Annotated in this window: 17 protein-coding genes; 12 read left to right on the top strand and 5 right to left on the bottom strand. The window is 49.9% G+C overall.

Going from position 1 to position 17009, the window contains the following annotated elements; all coding sequences use genetic code 11:
- The first annotated feature begins 22 nt into the window (after positions 1-22).
- The 5 genes from tpiA to Q9291_RS09040 are packed head-to-tail and all read left to right on the top strand — an operon-like array spanning position 23 to position 5123.
- Entirely contained in the window at positions 23-853 is an 831-nt protein-coding gene (gene tpiA / locus Q9291_RS09060) for a triose-phosphate isomerase (RefSeq protein ID WP_306389719.1), read from the top strand.
- On the top strand, positions 850-1017 hold the full coding sequence (locus Q9291_RS09055) for a DUF2256 domain-containing protein (RefSeq protein ID WP_306389718.1): 168 nt from the start codon (positions 850-852) through the stop codon (positions 1015-1017). The genes tpiA and Q9291_RS09055 overlap by 4 nt, the downstream gene beginning before the upstream one ends.
- Positions 1010-2554, top strand: a complete 1545-nt coding sequence (locus Q9291_RS09050) for a cryptochrome/photolyase family protein (protein WP_306389717.1) — start codon at positions 1010-1012, stop codon at positions 2552-2554. The genes Q9291_RS09055 and Q9291_RS09050 overlap by 8 nt, the downstream gene beginning before the upstream one ends.
- A 59-nt stretch (positions 2555-2613) precedes the next feature.
- Positions 2614-4656, top strand: coding sequence for a polyphosphate kinase 1 (gene ppk1 / locus Q9291_RS09045; protein WP_306389769.1), 2043 nt, complete (start codon positions 2614-2616; stop codon positions 4654-4656).
- Positions 4653-5123, top strand: coding sequence for a SixA phosphatase family protein (locus tag Q9291_RS09040; RefSeq protein WP_306389716.1), 471 nt, complete (start codon positions 4653-4655; stop codon positions 5121-5123). The genes ppk1 and Q9291_RS09040 overlap by 4 nt, the downstream gene beginning before the upstream one ends.
- A gap of 295 nt (positions 5124-5418) precedes the next feature.
- Here Q9291_RS09040 and Q9291_RS09035 read toward each other — a convergent pair whose 3' ends face one another.
- Positions 5419-5931: a hypothetical protein gene (locus tag Q9291_RS09035; RefSeq protein ID WP_306389715.1), complete on the bottom strand. Its 513-nt coding sequence runs from the start codon at positions 5929-5931 to the stop codon at positions 5419-5421.
- Between the two features lie 88 nt (positions 5932-6019).
- Here Q9291_RS09035 and Q9291_RS09030 point away from each other — a divergent pair, with 88 nt between their 5' ends.
- Positions 6020-6694 (top strand): nucleotide-binding protein, encoded by a 675-nt coding sequence (locus Q9291_RS09030; RefSeq protein WP_306389714.1) that lies wholly within the window; start codon positions 6020-6022, stop codon positions 6692-6694.
- A 55-nt stretch (positions 6695-6749) separates the two neighbouring features.
- The gene (locus tag Q9291_RS09025) at positions 6750-6995 is read left to right on the top strand and encodes a hypothetical protein (RefSeq protein WP_306389713.1); all 246 of its coding nucleotides are present in this window, start codon (positions 6750-6752) and stop codon (positions 6993-6995) included.
- Between the two features lie 42 nt (positions 6996-7037).
- Here Q9291_RS09025 and ppx read toward each other — a convergent pair whose 3' ends face one another.
- On the bottom strand, positions 7038-8513 hold the full coding sequence (ppx, locus tag Q9291_RS09020) for an exopolyphosphatase (protein WP_306389712.1): 1476 nt from the start codon (positions 8511-8513) through the stop codon (positions 7038-7040).
- Positions 8514-8555: 42 nt separating this feature from the next.
- Positions 8556-8825 (bottom strand): hypothetical protein, encoded by a 270-nt coding sequence (locus tag Q9291_RS09015; RefSeq protein WP_306389711.1) that lies wholly within the window; start codon positions 8823-8825, stop codon positions 8556-8558.
- 188 nt (positions 8826-9013) lie between these two features.
- Here Q9291_RS09015 and Q9291_RS09010 point away from each other — a divergent pair, with 188 nt between their 5' ends.
- Entirely contained in the window at positions 9014-9700 is a 687-nt protein-coding gene (locus tag Q9291_RS09010) for a PA4824 family protein (protein WP_306389710.1), read from the top strand.
- Positions 9701-9811: 111 nt separating this feature from the next.
- On the opposite strand, the gene Q9291_RS09005 is transcribed toward Q9291_RS09010, so the two are convergent.
- Positions 9812-10444 (bottom strand): diguanylate cyclase, encoded by a 633-nt coding sequence (locus tag Q9291_RS09005; protein WP_306389709.1) that lies wholly within the window; start codon positions 10442-10444, stop codon positions 9812-9814.
- 263 nt (positions 10445-10707) lie between these two features.
- Here Q9291_RS09005 and htpG point away from each other — a divergent pair, with 263 nt between their 5' ends.
- Positions 10708-12612 (top strand): molecular chaperone HtpG, encoded by a 1905-nt coding sequence (gene htpG, locus Q9291_RS09000; protein WP_306389708.1) that lies wholly within the window; start codon positions 10708-10710, stop codon positions 12610-12612.
- A 348-nt stretch (positions 12613-12960) separates the two neighbouring features.
- Positions 12961-13314: a hypothetical protein gene (locus Q9291_RS08995; protein WP_306389707.1), complete on the top strand. Its 354-nt coding sequence runs from the start codon at positions 12961-12963 to the stop codon at positions 13312-13314.
- Positions 13315-13717: 403 nt separating this feature from the next.
- On the opposite strand, the gene Q9291_RS08990 is transcribed toward Q9291_RS08995, so the two are convergent.
- On the bottom strand, positions 13718-14818 hold the full coding sequence (locus Q9291_RS08990; protein WP_306389706.1) for an IS110 family RNA-guided transposase: 1101 nt from the start codon (positions 14816-14818) through the stop codon (positions 13718-13720).
- A gap of 145 nt (positions 14819-14963) precedes the next feature.
- Between Q9291_RS08990 and Q9291_RS08985 the strand changes: the two genes are divergently transcribed.
- Complete coding sequence (locus Q9291_RS08985; protein ID WP_306389705.1) at positions 14964-15422, top strand: phage tail protein; 459 nt, start codon at positions 14964-14966, stop codon at positions 15420-15422.
- A 299-nt stretch (positions 15423-15721) separates the two neighbouring features.
- Positions 15722-16969: an OmpP1/FadL family transporter gene (locus tag Q9291_RS08980; protein ID WP_306389704.1), complete on the top strand. Its 1248-nt coding sequence runs from the start codon at positions 15722-15724 to the stop codon at positions 16967-16969.
- The last annotated feature ends 40 nt before the right edge of the window (positions 16970-17009 follow it).

Raw genomic sequence — 17009 nt, 5'->3', positions numbered from 1 at the left:
ATGGTACAAGAGGGTAGTCATCATGCGAAAAAAATTAGTTGTTGGAAACTGGAAGCTGCATGGCAGTTTGCTTAATAACCAGAGTTTGATCAATCAGCTCAAGCAGGATCTCCATGGTTTAAATTGGGTCGATGCAGCGGTTTGCCTGCCTTATGTTTATTTGTTTCAGGCGCAGCAATTGTTGCAAGACTCGCCCATTGCCTGGGGGGCGCAAAATGTCAGTCAGTTTACCGAAGGCGCTTACACCTCCTGCATTTCGGCCAAAATGGTGGCAGAGTTTGGCTGCACGTATACCATTGTGGGGCACTCCGAACGGCGTGCGCTCAAGCTGGAAAGCAACCAGATCGCCAGCAAACGTTTGCTGCATGCCCTGCATGCTGGCTTGACACCGATTTTTTGTGTCGGCGAAACGCTGGATGAGCGGGATGGCGGCATGGCTGAGATGATCGTCAAAAACCAGATGTTGAATGTGGTGTATGGCTTGGACGATGAAGCCTTTGCCTTGGCCAAAAAGTTTAATATGGTCATCGCCTATGAACCAGTATGGGCCATTGGCACCGGTGAACATGCGACCCCTGAGCAGGCGCAGCGCATGCATGCATTTATCCGCTACATGGTGAGCGAACGGGACCCGGAATTTGCCCAGCAGGTGCGTATTCTGTACGGTGGCAGCATGTCGCCCGCCAATGCGCAGAGTCTGCTGAGCATGCCGGATATTGATGGCGGTTTGATCGGCCGCGCAGCCCTGGTGGCCGAGGACTTTGTCGAAATCTGTCGCATTGCCGAGCAGTGTCATCAGCAAAAAAATACACCAAAGGAACCTTCGCGACCGGCCCCAGTCACTTGGGCATGACTTCGGCTTTCAAAGGTAATAAAAGCACGCTTCCAAGTAAACCCTGTGTGGTCTGTGGCAGGCCGATGGCTTGGCGCAAGGCCTGGGCCCGCGATTGGGAACACGTTAAATATTGCTCTGAGCGTTGTCGCCGCGCTGCAAAAACAGAGGACTCCCATGCCTAGGCTCATCGTCATTCTGGGTGATCAGCTGAGCCTTGATAATCCTGCACTTGCCGACATAGATCCTGCACAAGACCATATTGTCATGGCCGAGGTGATGGAGGAGTCGACCCATGTCTGGTCACATCCGCAGCGTATTACTTTATTCCTCTCGGCCATGCGGCATTTTGCTGCGCAACTGGACACACTGCATCTGCCTCTTACCTATTTCAGGCTAGAGTCGCATGGCTATCCAGACCTGACCTCTGTCTGGATAGCCATGATTGCGCGGCATCAGCCACAGTCACTCGTGGTATGCGAACCCGGTGACTGGCGAGTGAAACAGGCTTTGCTGACAGTGGCGGAACAGTGCCAGTGCACACTGGATATTCGGCCCGACACCCATTTTATGTGCAGCACCGCACAGTTTCAGCAATGGGCCGCCAACTATACTAAAAAGCAGTCTTCATTGCGTATGGAGTTTTTTTACCGCCACATGCGTCGCCAGTATGGCATTCTGATGCAAGGCGATGCGCCGGTAGGCGGGGACTGGAATTATGATCAGGAAAATCGACAATCCATTGATAAACATGGCCCGCAAGGACTGACCGCACCCCTGGATTTTTTGCCAGATAGCATCACGCAGACTGTGATGGCGCAGGTGGCCACCCGTTTTGCAGATCATCCCGGGGTGCTGGACAACTTTGGCTGGCCAGTGACCCGTGTGCACGCTTTGCAGTTGCTGGCGCAGTTTATACAATACAAATTACCGGTATTTGGCCCCTATCAAGATGCCATGTGGCAAAACGAGCCCACCTTATGGCATTCTTTGCTGGCTTCTGCTTTGAATTTGAAGCTGCTCAATCCGCGTGAAGTGATTGCCGCTGCCGAGCAAGCTTACCGGAATGGCGAGGTGCCGCTGGCCAGTGCCGAAGGCTTTATCCGGCAGATTCTGGGCTGGCGCGAGTTTATTCGGGGTATGTACTGGCTGGATATGCCTGCGATGAAAAGCGCTAATTTTTTTGCACATACACGGGCGTTGCCTGCCTGGTTCTGGACCGGAAAAACCGGCATGCAGTGTCTGGCACAGACCATAGGCCAGACTTTGCAAACCGGCTATGCCCACCATATTCAGCGCCTGATGGTGACCGGATTATTTGCCACGCTGGCAGAACTGTCACCGCAACAAGTGGCAGACTGGTATTTGGCGGTGTATGTCGATGCAGTCGAATGGGTGGAGTTGCCAAATGTGGCGGGGATGGCGCTGTATGCCAATGGCGGGCGTTTCACCAGCAAGCCTTATGTCGCCAGCGGTGCATATATTCAGCGCATGAGCAATTACTGTGAAGGCTGTCGTTATAACCCCACAGTTAAAACCGGAGAGCGTGCCTGCCCGTTCACCACCCTGTACTGGGCATTTTTAATTAAGCACGAGGCCTTATTCAATGCCAACCCGCGTACGCGCCTCATGGTCAGGCATGTGACTAATATGACTACAGAGGCACGCATGGCTATAACCGCCTTCGCAGAAAAGCGCTTGATGCAGATCGCGGAATTGTAAACATATAATTTCATAAAAATGTCACAATAGGCGGCGTTTCAATGGATACAATATCTGCCATGAAAAACAACACGCCTGCCTTGCTTGATCGCGATCTCAGTATTCTCAGTTTTAATGCGCGCGTGCTGTCTCTGGCAGAGCGCGCGGACTATCCCTTGCTGGAACGATTGCGCTTCATGTGCATTGTTTCGCATAATCTGGACGAGTTTTTTGAAGTGCGCATGCCGTTACAGATGGAAGCACATCAGCAAGGCATCACCCTCGGTCCGGTGACCGCTAATACCTGCGAGCAGGTTGCGCAAATGGCGCACGCACTTGTTGCGCAGCAGTATCAGTTGTTTAATGAGGCACTCATGCCTGCCTTGGCCAAAGAAGGCGTACATCTGGTATCGGGCAGTATCCGGACGCCAGAACAGACGGCCTGGGTGGCCAGTTACTTCAAGCGCGAGGTGTTGCCGTTCCTGATGCCGGTGTCGCTCGATCCATCGCACCCCTTTCCGCAAGTGGCCAACAAATCATTGAATTTTATTGTCCGTATTGCGGTGGGGGATGAGGAGCGTATTGCCATTGTGCGAGCGCCCCGCGTGGTGCCACGTGTGGTGCAACTGCCGCCCTCACTCAGCAAAGGCGAGCAGCGGTTTGTTTCACTGACCAGTATTATCCGGGCCAACCTTGATGTGCTGTTTGAGGGCGCCACCATTTTGCATTTCTCGCAGTTCAGAGTGACACGTAACAGTGATCTGGATGTCGATGAAGATGATGTGATCAATCTGCGTATGGCCTTGCGCGAAGAACTTGCGCACCGCCAATATGGCGAGGCGGTGCGACTGGAGGTGACACAAGAGTGCGATAGCGATCTGGCCGACTTTTTACTCAAGCAGTTTAATTTGCCTGCGCTCGCCTTGTACCGGGTCAATGGCCCCGTCAACCTCGGTCGCCTGATTCAATTGCCAGATATGGCCAAGGGTGATCATTTGAAGTTTGTGCCATTTCATCCGCAATGGCCACGCGAGATCAAAAAGAACCAGTCAATTATTGCACAAATGCAAGGCCGCGATTTACTGATGCATCAGCCCTATGAAAGCTTTGATGTGGTGATTCAGTTACTGGAAGAAGCGGTCCTCGACGATCAGGTGCTGGCCATCCGCATGACGATTTACCGTACGGGCGCTGATCCGCGCATGCTGCGACTATTGCAAGAAGCTGTGGGTCGCGGCAAGGAAGTGTTGGTGGTAGTCGAGCTCAAAGCCCGCTTTGATGAAGAAGCGAATATCAACTGGGCGGAAGCACTGGAATCGGTAGGTGCGCAGGTCGTGTATGGCGTGGTTGGACTGAAAACGCATGCCAAAATGTTGCTGATCATGCGTCGCGAGGGCAAAACGATACAGCGCTATGGCCACTTGTCTACCGGCAACTACAACCCGAAAACCACGCGCCTGTATACAGACTGGAGCATGCTGACCGCTAACCCCAATCTTACCAAAGAGATGGAGGCTGTATTCAGGCACCTGACCAGTGAATTACCGTTACCCGTCATGCGTCATTTGCTGGTGGCGCCGTTTACCTTGCAGACCGGGATGATCAGGCAACTGGAAAAAGCTCAACGCGTGGCCAGGCAGGGCAAGCCAGCTCGCGTGATTGCCAAAATGAATGCGCTGACAGATGTGCCGCTGGTACAGGCCTTAATTAAAGCGGCCACTGCTGGCGTAGAAATTGATCTGATTGTGCGTGGTGCCTGTATTCTACCGGTCAGTTTGCCAGCCTTGCAGGGACGCATTCGTGTACGTTCAGTGGTCGGGCGGCTGCTTGAACATTCCCGCGTATTTTATTTTGCGCTGGATGGTCAGGTGCAGATGTGGCTGTCCAGTGCCGACTGGATGAGTCGTAACATGACGCGTCGCGTCGAACTGGCTTGGCCAATTACTGATCCAGCCATGCAGCAGCGCATTTTGCAAGAGAGTTTGCAGATGTATCTGGAGGATACGCTGGATGCATGGCAACTGAATGAGCGTGGTGAGTATACTGCCGTGCGAGACACTACAGAGCCTTTGTCACGTCAAGGATGCCAGAATAGTTTGCTGAAACAATACCAACCAAGATGAGCAGTCAGGTCCGCAATCTGATTCTTTGGCGGCACGCCGAGGCCGAAGTGTTACAGCATGGGCAGCGGGATATGGACCGTGTGCTCACGGCCAAGGGGCACAAGCAGGCCAAGCAAATGGCCGGCTGGTTAAAAAGATATTTACCCAAGAGTACTTATGTATTGGTCAGCCCGGCACAGCGGACATTAGAAACAGCGGCCTACTGGGGGGATGATTGGCAAGAGGAACCTCGCATTGCCCCCGAGCGTCCGATTCAGCCAATTATGCAACTGATGGCACAAAGCCCCTACCAAAACCTGATGTTGGTTGGGCACCAGCCATGGATAGGCGAGCTAGCTGCAGATTGCCTTGGTATTGAAGAGGGGCAGCTTAGTATTAAAAAAGGCGCGGTCTGGTGGTTGCGACTGCCCAAATCAGGTGGGGCCTACAAGCTTTACAGCGTGCAAGCCCCTGATCTGCTGGCCTGAATTTGATTACGAATTAATCATCAGGCGAGTTTCAATCTGCTTCCAGTGTTGCTCTATCCAGTTCGCGTCTTATAGGGGGGGTTAAAGGGCACCTCTCATCATTCAACTTCCGTTGCGATACTTCGTTACTCATAAAAAAATTCTCCTTACATATCAATGATATGCGGCGTCTAAATTTTTTAATCGTGCCTCGTCTGGCTTAGCAACTTGAATGATGAGAGGTGCCCTAAATTTGCAATAAGACCAGACAGTTGCAAGCACACCCTTTTAATTGTCCGGCATTGCTATTTTAATGTTAATGCTTTTTCTTGGGGCGACCGGTTTTGATCACAGGGATCGCAACCAGGCTGGCTTGCAACGCGGCATCGTTCATATCAGAGAGCAGTTTCAAGCCTGCGCGCAACAGTTCACTCTTTTTGACCGGTTTGCCAAGGGTTTCCATGCGTTTTTTCAGAGTAGCAATTTGTGCATACTCATCTTTAGGCATGGTGAAGCTGTCACGCTCCATTTTGACTTTTTCGGTTTTGGATTTTTCTGTCAATGTTTTTGCAGCCTGAGGTCTTGCCGGCGCAGACTTGGTTGCCACTGGTTTTGCGGGGGCGCTCACTGTTTTCGGGGTAGCCGGCGCAGCTTTGGCTACAGGTTTAACCGGAGTTTTTTTAACAAGTGCATTGTGGGTGGCAGGTTTTTTGGCTGCGGGCTTTTGGGCACTCTTGGTTGTTTGGGCTTTGTCAGTGTTGGGGCTAGTGACATTGGCCCCAGTATTCTGGTTTGCCGGACGATCGGCACTTTCGGCTTTGCTCGACATTCGTTTCTCCTGATTAAATTGTCAAAACAGTTTATACCGTTTTATTTGAGCGTCAACTGTCATAAAAAATTCATATTTTTATGGTGTCATGAACAGGCAATTAATGACAGAATTCAAGTCCTTTCAGCGGAGGTTAAAAACCATGCGCAGGGTGTTGGTGGCAAATACCAAAGGCGGTAGCGGTAAAACCACGCTCGCAACCAATCTGGCTTGTTATCTGGCCAGATTGGGACATAAAGTGGTATTGGAAGATACCGACCGTCAGCAATCGGCGACATCTTGGCTATCCAGGCGCCCCGAGTCAGCGCTTACATTGTTCAACGCAGAGGCCTTGAGTAAGTCTGCGTTACAAAAAGCGGATTGGGTTATTGTGGATTCGCCGGGTGGCATTAAAGATAAAAAGATCTCGGATGCAGTGACCGAGGCAGATCTGGTGCTGGTGCCGATCGCACCTTCGGCATTTGATATTGGCGCGGCCGATGATTTTTTGGCATTGCTGTCAGAAGAGAAAGCCATACGTAAACAAAAAACATTTGTAGGCTTGATTGGTATGCGTGTCACGCCGCGCACCAAGTCGGCAGAGCGTCTTGCCGAATACATGGCTGAAACCGAGTTTGAGGTGCTTTCAATGTTGCGGGCTTCACAGATCTACGTCACAGCCGCCGAAGAAGGATTAAGTATCTTTGAGCTTGGTCAACAGCTGAAAGAAATCGATATTGCACAATGGAATCCGGTCACGGACTGGGTGTTGCAAAACAGTTAAACCATTTTTTGCGCAAAGCAAGAAATGATGAGTAGTCAATCAACAGGGAGTTGCAATGAAAGACAAGGTCAATCCAGAGTACTTGGAAAGAGTGAAACAGTTGAGTGGTGATGAAGCCGAGCGCGTATTGTCACGCATGGACGGAAAATTACCCAAGCGGTTTATGAAAGACAAACTGACACAGGATGAAGCCATTGCCTTGCAACTGGAAATTGAAGATGAACAGTTGCAGGAGTGGCGTGAAAAAATAGCAAAATTGCGTGAAGAGGACGAGAAAAAAGACAAGAAGAAGAAAGAGTAAAAGCGAAAAACGGGCGATAAGCCCGTTTTTTTATGGTGTTATTCAGTAATTCACAGCAAGCGGCCAGCCTAGTTTCTGCCACAGCAGGCATTCTTCTTCCAGCAGGTAGTGCGTTTGGGGATGTTGTGCCGCCCATTGCTCGGGCAGTTGTATGCTGAACTGCTGTTTTTCGCGCAATAACTGAATATGTTTGAGTGCGGGCAAGCGCCGAGAGTGGCAAAAAATCACTGCCAGTCGCAGTGCCATCAGTTGACAGACTAAGTCTTGATTATCAAAGTCTGCGCCCAGTTTTCGCAATTTTCCCTGATGTCCAAGCACCAACAGGCTAATGGTGTGCAATTCACTTTGTGCAAACCCCATTAGCTCGGTATTGTCCAGAATGTAAGCGCCATGTTTGTTGCAGTCAGTATGTGATATTGCCCAACCCACTTCGTGACAGAGTGCCGCCCAATGTAATAAGGGTTTCTGGGTCGCGCAGGCTTGCATGGCATCATAAAAAAACAAGGCAATCTTGCTCACATTTTGCGCGTGTGTCATGTCTACGCCAAAGCGTTTGCACAGCCGTTCAATGGAAGCACTGCGCAAGTCCTCTACGAGATGTTCATCTGTTAGCAGGTCATAAAGCACACCATGACGCAAGGCGCCATTAGCTACTATTAATGTATCTATTTGCAGGGTATCAAATACCGCGGTGAGAATCGCCAGGCCGCCACCGATGACTGCGCGGCGATCATCTTTTAAACCTTCCATGTTCACGCGTTCAGCTGTTTTTGCCTTAATCAGCACTTGCTTGAGCCAGTCCAGTTGCGCACGTTCAATCTTGTTGGGAGCAAAGCCAGCGCCAGCCAGCACATCCGCCACGGCACCCACCGTGCCAGACGCGCCATAGGCTACCTGCCAACTTCCAATGTAGCGATCAGTAATCATGTCAATAATTGACTCGGCAGCAATTTCTGCACGTTCAAAATTGCGTTCACTGAGTTGACCATCTGCAAAGTATTTTTGTGACCAACCCACGGAACCCAAGCGTAATGACTCGGTGGTATTGGCCTTGAAGTGCTGCCCCAAGATAAATTCTGTTGAGCGCCCGCCAATATCAATGACCAGCCTGCGCTCGTTGGATTGAGGCAACATCCGGCTAACACCTTGATAAATCAGTCTGGCTTCTTCAACGCCTGAAATGATTTCTATCGGGTATCCGAGCACCTTTTGTGCCTGCCGGATAAATTCGTCACGATTGGTGGCTTCGCGCAGAGTTTGCGTGGCCACGGCACGCACCTGTGAGGCAGGAAACCCTTTGAGACGCTCGCCAAAACGTGCCAAACACTTTAATCCGCGCTCGAATGCTTGTGGTTTTAGATTGCGCTCTTCATCCAGGTCGCCGCCTTGGCGAACAGCCTCTTTCAAATAGTCGACACGTTGAATCTGCCCGTCTACCAGGCGGCCAATTTCGAGGCGAAAACTGTTGGAGCCCAAGTCGATGGCTGCGAGTTGAGTATCATTGGTAATTTCTAGCATGTTGCAGGTAAATAATCAGGGTTTATAAAGTGTGTAGCAGGATTAGAAATAGCGGGTGATTGTTTTTGGATATTCTGGAAAATAGCGCTCAATCACGCTAAGGTCAAAGCTGCGCAATATACTGGTGTTAGATTCTCTGTCCAGCAAAAATGCGAATGAGGCTTTCACTAATGCTGAGATGTTTTGGGATTCCGGCGTCAGTTGTTTGGCATACTGCGGTGTGACACTGACTTGATGGGTGGTGCTGTGTGTACTGTGCACCGTGACTGCAAACGAATACGGGCTTGTTTCAATCACCTCAATGTTCGCCATAGTTGCTCTCCCTAGTCAGCGCAACAAACAGTATAAATTGTTATGTTGGCATAGGCTAGTGAAACAAATATGAATCGTTTGTTGACCAGGACTTTAACCTGCAAAAATCGTCCATTTCGCCAGGTGATTCACAAAAAATTCACATCGGTGTGAAAAAATTTGAGTTTGAGATGAGGAAAAATAGGCTTTTGACGCGTCTGACATGGGCGCTTTTTTTTGTACTGATCCCGGCGGTCAGCCAGGCTGCACGCCCATTGGTGACGGATGATGCCAGGTTAACCAATGCGCACGCCTGCCAGTTGGAAACCTGGACCCGGCAATATGAGGGCGGGCAAGAGTTCTGGGCACTGCCGGCATGTAATTTCGGCGAGAATTTTGAAGTGACGCTGGGCGGCGGTCGCTATGAGGACCGTGCCGATAACTATCACACCGAGGATTGGGTGGCACAGTTCAAAACCTTATTTAAACCGCTGGAAAGCAATGGATGGGGGTGGGGGCTGGCCGTCGGTCGGGTGATGCATCCGGATATCCAGCCCGGTCCAAACCAGCTAGGCAATACCTATTTTTATATCCCGGTATCATGGTCAATGCTGCAAGACGATGTGGTGATTCATTTGAATCTAGGGATGTTACGTGACCGCCAGCAATCCCAAAACAAGGCGACGCTCGGCGTGGGCAGCGAGTTTCAGATGGGGCAGCGCTTGCGCGGCATTGCCGAGATTTTTGGTGATCACACGCAAGCCCCTTTTTACCAGCTCGGCGTGCGCTATTCGATCATCCCTAACCTGTTTCAGGTGGATGGTACGATTGGCCAGCAGGTGAATGGCCAATCGCAGGACCAATGGCTTTCTATCGGATTGCGGTGGACGCCATAGTGTCTGGGTTTCGATGCGTTTCTCATCCCCAGTATTTAAGTTCAGGCCGTAGCGCATGAATGCCCTGCGGCCAATCGAACATGCAATCGATAAGTACACCTCTCAAGACAGTTATTTCAACAAAATAATCCGGTTAATCTGCCCCAAACGATAGGCCGTTTTGGTCAGCTTGCCTCCTTTTAGTGCAAGCGGGCGAATCGGGCAGGGCGGAATTCTTCTGCCATCTTCCAATAGCGTGTCATCTTCAGCGGTTGATTGCCATAAGCCGCCATTGACCGGGCGAAATTGCCAGCGAATGTAACCCACTTTGGCACCCAGTTGCAGCATTTCGTCACGGTCAGGCGCTTCGCTGACCAGGAGTTCATCTTCAAGTTCTTCGTCATATTTTCCAAAGGCCTGTTTGCAGGCGAGCGCTTCCTGTTCGCTAGCGCCGATATAAGTGCAAGCGCGACGTTCTTCACGTTGCACATCCCAAGCGCCCAGTTGCCAGGCAGCATCCAGTACGGCCTCTTCGACCACTTCCGGCTGTCGCCAGCGGTCATTGATTTGCAGGGCAGAACCCGGCACGGGTTGTAATGTGGGCTTTAACTGCGGCAGTGCCGGGATCTGCGTTTTGCGAAAGCCATGCCAGTGCAGCATCAATAACAAGGGCGTGTCTGCGCGCGGGACGGCCGTCAGGGTGACGGCGTATAAAGGCATGTTCATGACCTGCATTTGCGTGGTCAAAGTATGAAAAATATCCATGATTCACTCCTTGCTTGGCTAACAGTGCTGTCACTAAAACACTAGCAAAAACTGTGCTGAAACTGCCTCGCCTTTGCCTGAAGCAAGCGGTGAACGCTGGCGTTGTTCCATGTAATGCAAAAGCTGTTTGTGTGGTGAAATGGTCGGTTGTCAGGTTTTCCCCATCCACTCTGCTGGCACATGCATCGCCACCTCTTGAAATCTGCACTGCATCGCCCCATATCATCACAAAACTTGTGTTCAACCGATGTTGGGAGAAAAATATGACCACTGCGACTGCAGAAAAACAAACACTCGGCTTTCAGGCCGAAGTCAAACAACTGTTGCAACTGATGATTCATTCGCTGTACAGCAACAAGGAAATTGTGCTGCGCGAACTGATTTCCAACGCTTCAGATGCGGCGGACAAGCTGCGCTTTGAGGCGATTGCGGATGGCAGCCTGTATGAAAGCGACAGTGAATTGCATATTCGCATCGCCTATGACAAAGCGGCCCGCACGCTGACGATCTCGGATAACGGTATCGGCATGCGACGCGAAGAAGTGATTCAGAATATCGGTACGATTGCCCGCTCTGGCACCAAAGAATTCTTTAAAAACCTGACCGGTGACCAAGCCAAAGATGCCAATTTAATTGGTCAGTTTGGCGTGGGCTTTTATTCCAGTTTTATCCTTGCGGACAAAGTGACCTTGATTACCCGCCGTGCCGGCGAAACCGAAGCGGTGCAATGGGAATCCAGTGGCGAAGGCGACTTCACCATCGAGACTGTTGAAAAAGCCGGTCGCGGTACCGACGTGATTTTGCATCTGCGCGAGGGCGAAGACGAGTTTTTGAATGACTGGAAGCTGAAAACCATCGTCCGCAAATACTCTGACCACATCACGCTGCCAATTCTGATGAAAAAATCGGAATGGAAAGACGGCGAAAATGGCGAGGGCGGCCAAATGGTCCCCACCGATGAAGATGAAACCGTCAACAAGGCCTCTGCGTTGTGGGCACGCAGCAAAAACGATATTTCTGATGAAGAATATAACGAGTTTTACAAACACGTTTCGCACGACTATGAAAATCCACTGGCGTATACCCATAGCCGCGTAGAAGGCAAGCAGGAATATATTTCATTGCTCTACGTGCCAGGCAAAGCCCCGTTTGATTTGTATGACCGAGACCGTCGCCAAGGCATCAAGCTATATGTGAAGCGTGTGTTTATTATGGAAGACGCCGAAAAGCTGATGCCACAATACCTGCGCTTTGTGCGTGGCGTGATTGACTCTGCCGATTTGCCGCTGAACGTCTCCCGCGAAATTCTGCAAGACAGCCGCGACGTAGAAGCGATTAAAAACGGCTCAGTGAAAAAAGTGCTGGGCTTGCTGGAAGATCTGGCCGAGACCAAGCCTGAAGACTATGCCAAGTTCTGGAACGAGTTTGGCCGCGTGCTGAAAGAAGGCCCGGGCGAAGACTTTGCCAACAAAGACAAAATTGCCGGTCTGCTGCGTTTTGCCTCTACCCATGCCGATACCGAAGAACAAAACGTCTCGTTCAAAACCTACATCGAGCGCATGAAGCCCGAGCAGGAAGTGATTTACTACATCACCGCCGACACCTTTGCCGCCGCCAAAAACTCGCCGCACCTGGAAATCTTCCGCAAAAAAGGCATCGAAGTGTTGCTGATGTCGGACAAGGTGGATGAGTGGATGCTGGGCGGGCTCACCGAGTTTCAAGGCAAAAAACTGCAATCCATCGCCAAAGGGGATCTGGACCTCGGCAAGTTGGAAGATGACGCTGATAAAGAAGCGCAAAAACAAGTCGAAGAGCAAGCCAAAGACTTGGTTGAACGCATCAAAACGGCTTTAGGTGAAACTGTTAAGGAAGTGAAAGTCACTCACCGCCTTACCGATTCACCTGCCTGCCTGGTGGCCGGTGAACACGACTTGTCTGGCAACCTGGCGCGTATTCTCAAAGCGGCAGGTCAAAAAGCGCCAGACAGCAAACCGATTTTAGAGATTAACCCGACCCACCGTCTGGTTGAAAAACTAAAAGCGGAAAGCGACGATGCCAAATTTGCCGATTATGCGCATGTGTTGTTTGACCAGGCGTTGCTGGCGGAGGGTGGTCAGTTGGAAGACCCGGCTAGCTTTGTTAAACGGATGAATAGTTTGATTTTGTAATTGTTTGATTGCTAGTAAATGAGAAAGCCACCTGAGTCAGGTGGCTTTTTTATTTTGTACTGTCTCACGCCCGTCATACCCGCGAAAGCGGGTATCCAGTGGTTTTTCAATCATCGTTCAAAAATTATAGGCATTTCTATTAGCATCAAAAAATATCTTTTGTTTATTTCTTAACACTTATGGCATTATTTAAACCATGTAAGCAAGTCAGAATCGATTGACGATTTTGCCGATTAAATTACGCCCTCTATTTTTAACCTAGGTATATGGTTTTATTAGTAGATTTAAAAAAACACCGCTCGTTTACATGCCGTCATTGGGACGGCTACTTAATAGTTAGGAGTAAAGATGAAACTGGAATTAACTCATCCCTTTCTTGCTGATGAAAATGAAAGAGGGGAAGCTGCAAAACACTTTACTACTCAATTTATAGATAACTCTGTTAAATCACTTAAATTCATAGTTGGACCGCTCAAGGATCCAAGCATGGCGAATAAAATTGATGAGTACATTAAATTTAAATTGAAGGTTAAAAGCAGCGCAGTTGAAGATAAAGGGTTTTTATTTAAGAAAAAGGTAATGTCTTATTTACTAGAACCTGAAACAATAAATCATAAAAATATGCTTAATATTGCAGATGCATTTTATGACTTAATATTGGCTTTTGATGTTGCTGTTAATGTTGAGGAAAGTGATGATTGAAGCAAGGCTTACTCCTAACCCATCTCTAGGGACTTCCCCTTCCTGTCAAGCAATATCATCCCCAACACCCAAATAATTGGGTGTTTTTGCATCTGTTTCATTTATTCAGCATCACCACCAGCCAGATCTGCCAATTTCGAATCGCCCATAAAGGGTTAAACTGCATCTCTCTAGACGGCCTTGTTGCGGATCAGTATTTTCGCGGGCCAGGATAATAGCCGCGCACAGAGACCTCATTCATTCATCGGCCTGACAAGAACGCACTGATCAGGCTTGTTCTTTTTTATGTCGGCCATTGGGTTAGTCAGGTTCTCTCTGTGCTCGGTCTAACCTCTTTGCTATCTGCCTTGGCAGGGGTGGTTTCAGTGGTTTAAGCTGAATTTACAACGCGTTTAAAGTGGCTTCATTCCAGGTTTAAATCACGTATGTTGATTTGCAGCTGGCAATTGGCACCCGGTGCCTGCCAGCCTTGCCATGCATCGGCATCATAGCTTGTGTCTTTCGCCAACATTGCCCACAGCATGCGGGCATGCTTGTTGGCAATGGCGACCAGTGTTTTGTGATAACCCACCCGCTGATACACGCTGACGATCCATTGCTGCAATCGGCTGGCTTTGTCTTGCGTTTGTCGCAAAGCCACTTGCAGCGTGCTTTTAGCGCCTTGTACCAGCAAGCTACGCACATACGTGTCGCCGCGGCGGCTGGTTCTGCCGAGCTTAGGTTTACCGCCAGAGCTCATCTGTCTGGGCGTGAGCCCCAACCATGCGGCAAACTGTCTGCCATTTTTAAACTGACTGGCGTTCACAACGGTTGCCACAGTGGCGCTGGCTGTCAGTGTGCCTATGCCTGTCATCTCAGTCAGTCGCCTTGCTGAGGGTTGTGAGGCAACGTGCTGCGCAATCTGCTGATCACACAGCGCAATCTGCGCATGCACTGTGTGCAGATACAGCAGCGATTGTTCTATCGCCAAGCGCACCCCTTCGGGTATGGCACTATCCGCAGTCAGGCCTGGCAATGCGCGTATCAGCTTATCGGCACTGCGTGGTGGCCAAATGCCAAACTCGCCGAGCAATCCACGCATACGGTTTAAATGTGCGGTGCGTTCTTCCTTATAGCCCTCACGCAACCGATGCCAGACCAACACAGCTTGTTGCTCAACGCTTTTAATCGCCACAAAACGCATGGTCGGTTGCCGAGCCGCAATGGCAATCGCTTCGGCATCATTTTTATCATTCTTGGCGGCCATGCTTTTACGAAACGGCTGCACAAACTCAGGTGCCATGAGTTTTGCGACATGCCCCCGCCCTGCAAACCAGCGCCCCCAATGATGCGATGAGCCACAGGCTTCCATGGCGATGGTACAAGGCTGCAATTGCTGCGCCCAAGTGATAAAGGCATCACGTTTTAGCGTTTTGTGATACACCACCGCACCCGTCACATCCATGGCACACACTGCAAATACATCCTTTGCTAAATCGATTCCAATCGTTGTAACATTGCGCATGACTTCTCCTCTCGTTTTGATTGAAAGAATGTTGAGGGGACAGGTCTTGCATTACGACATTTTGTCATTAGCCGAGTGGAGTGTGTAACTTGTTGCCCACGTATCTGACGATTGATTCTGAAACCACTGCCGACGGAGAAAAAACATGGCCGATGATGGCTCGCAACAATCTAATGTATGGCCTCTGCCAAAATTTAGCTTCCAGGTGACATGGGGTTCGCAGGTGGCTGTATTCCAGGAAGTGTCAGGGCTCGATATGGAGGCGCCGGTCATTGAGTACCGAAGGGGCGACAACCCGGCGTTTTCGACAATCAAGATGCCGGGAGTCAAAAAATACGGCAATATCACGATGAAAAAAGGCATTTTTAAATCTGATCCCAAGTTATGGGACTGGTTTAATCAGATCAAGATGAACACCACCAAACGAGTGACTGTCACGATTAGCCTCCTTGATGAGGCGGGTAAGCCTACCATGATTTGGACCTTGGCTAACGCATGGCCGACTAAGATCAGCGGCACTGACCTAAAAGCAGAAGGTAACGAAGTGGTCATTGAGTCCATCGAAGTTGCACACGAAGGTTTGACAATCGCAAACGCATGTTAACAGCCAGGTAAGGGGTGTCATTGATTGCCAATTTTGCCGGATTTAACACATTGGGCAATACAAAACCTTAGCGTTTGAAGATGGTGCGTTTGGGGATAGTTAGAGCGTATTTTGTATTGTTACGTGTGGGCAACGCGTTGCCTAACCTACTCGGCTACAGAGGTTAATCAGGTTGACATTAAAAGCCCGCACTGCGGGCTTTTATATTTTTAAGTTATAAATATATTTTTATATATTATTTATTGGAATTTATATCACTTGTTATATTTCAATCCAATATGGTGATTAAAGGATTGAAAATGCGTCAGTGGTCAAAGGTTATTCCAGTAGCAATCGCTTTTTCGTTTGGTAATGCGTGGGCGACCGATGGTTATTTTTTTCATGGCTATGGGGTTCGCTCTCAAGGCGTCGGTGGGGTAGGCATTGCGTTGCCGCAAGATGCGCTGGCGGCTGCGACTAACCCGGCGGGCATGGGTAAAGTGGGTGACCGTGTGGATGCGGGCGTGACCTGGTTTAGGCCTGTGCGTGAATCGGAGATTGAAGGCAGTGGTGCGCCAGGGGCCAATGGTACTTATAAAGGTAACGATAGCCAGAATTTCTTTATTCCAGAGCTGGGCTATAACAAGCAATATTCTGAAGATGTGACGCTGGGCGTGAGTGTGTACGGTAATGGCGGCATGAATACTGACTACAAAAACGGTATTCCGCTGCTTAATAGTAATGGCCGCCCCACGGGCGTGGATTTGGCGCAGGTGTTTGTGGCACCTACGGTGACCTGGAAGGTGCAGGAGCATAACACGCTGGGCGTGTCCTTGAACTTGGCCTATCAGCGGTTTGAAGCCAAGGGGCTGCAAAATTTTAGCAATGCGAGTAGTTCATCGGCCAATCTGACGAATAATGGTCATGATGATTCATACGGCGCGGGTGTGCATATCGGCTGGCTGGGCGAGATTACAGATACGGTCAGCTTGGGGGCTACATACCAGAGCCGCACCTATATGAGCCGTTTTGATAAGTACAAAGGTCTGTTTGCCGAGCAGGGCGACTTTGATATTCCATCGACTTATGGGGTAGGGGTGGCGGTAAAAGTGACACCGGCATTGACGTTGGCGGCGGATTTTCAACGCATTAATTACAGTGAGGTCGATTCGGTTGGCAACGCTTCTTTATCTAACCTGAACAATGGTTTGGGCAATGATAACGGTGCCGGATTTCACTGGCAGGATGCCAAGGTGTATAAGATTGGTGCCTTGTATCAATATAGCCCAGAGTTGATTTTGCGTGCGGGATACAACCATGTGGACCAGCCGATAAGAAGTGGCGATACCTTGTTTAATCTCCTGGCCCCTGGTGTGGTGAAAGATCATCTCTCGATTGGAGCGACCTGGGTCTTGAGTCCGCAATCTGAAGTGTCGTTTGCTTACACGCATGCTTTTGAAAATACAGTGCGTGGGCAAAATTCGATTCCCGCTAGCTTTGGTGGAGGTGACGCCAATGTGCGCATGTATCAGGATGCCTTGGGCGTGGCTTATACCTGGAAACTTTAGTTTTGGTGCTTCTCTCTGCCGGGGTCGGCAGTATAATTCA

It is taken from the genome of Methylophilus aquaticus, from assembly GCF_030769565.1.
GTDB lineage: Bacteria > Pseudomonadota > Gammaproteobacteria > Burkholderiales > Methylophilaceae > Methylophilus > Methylophilus aquaticus.
The sequence above is the reverse complement of the archived record's forward strand: the minus strand, read 5'-3'. Positions and strand labels throughout refer to the sequence as shown.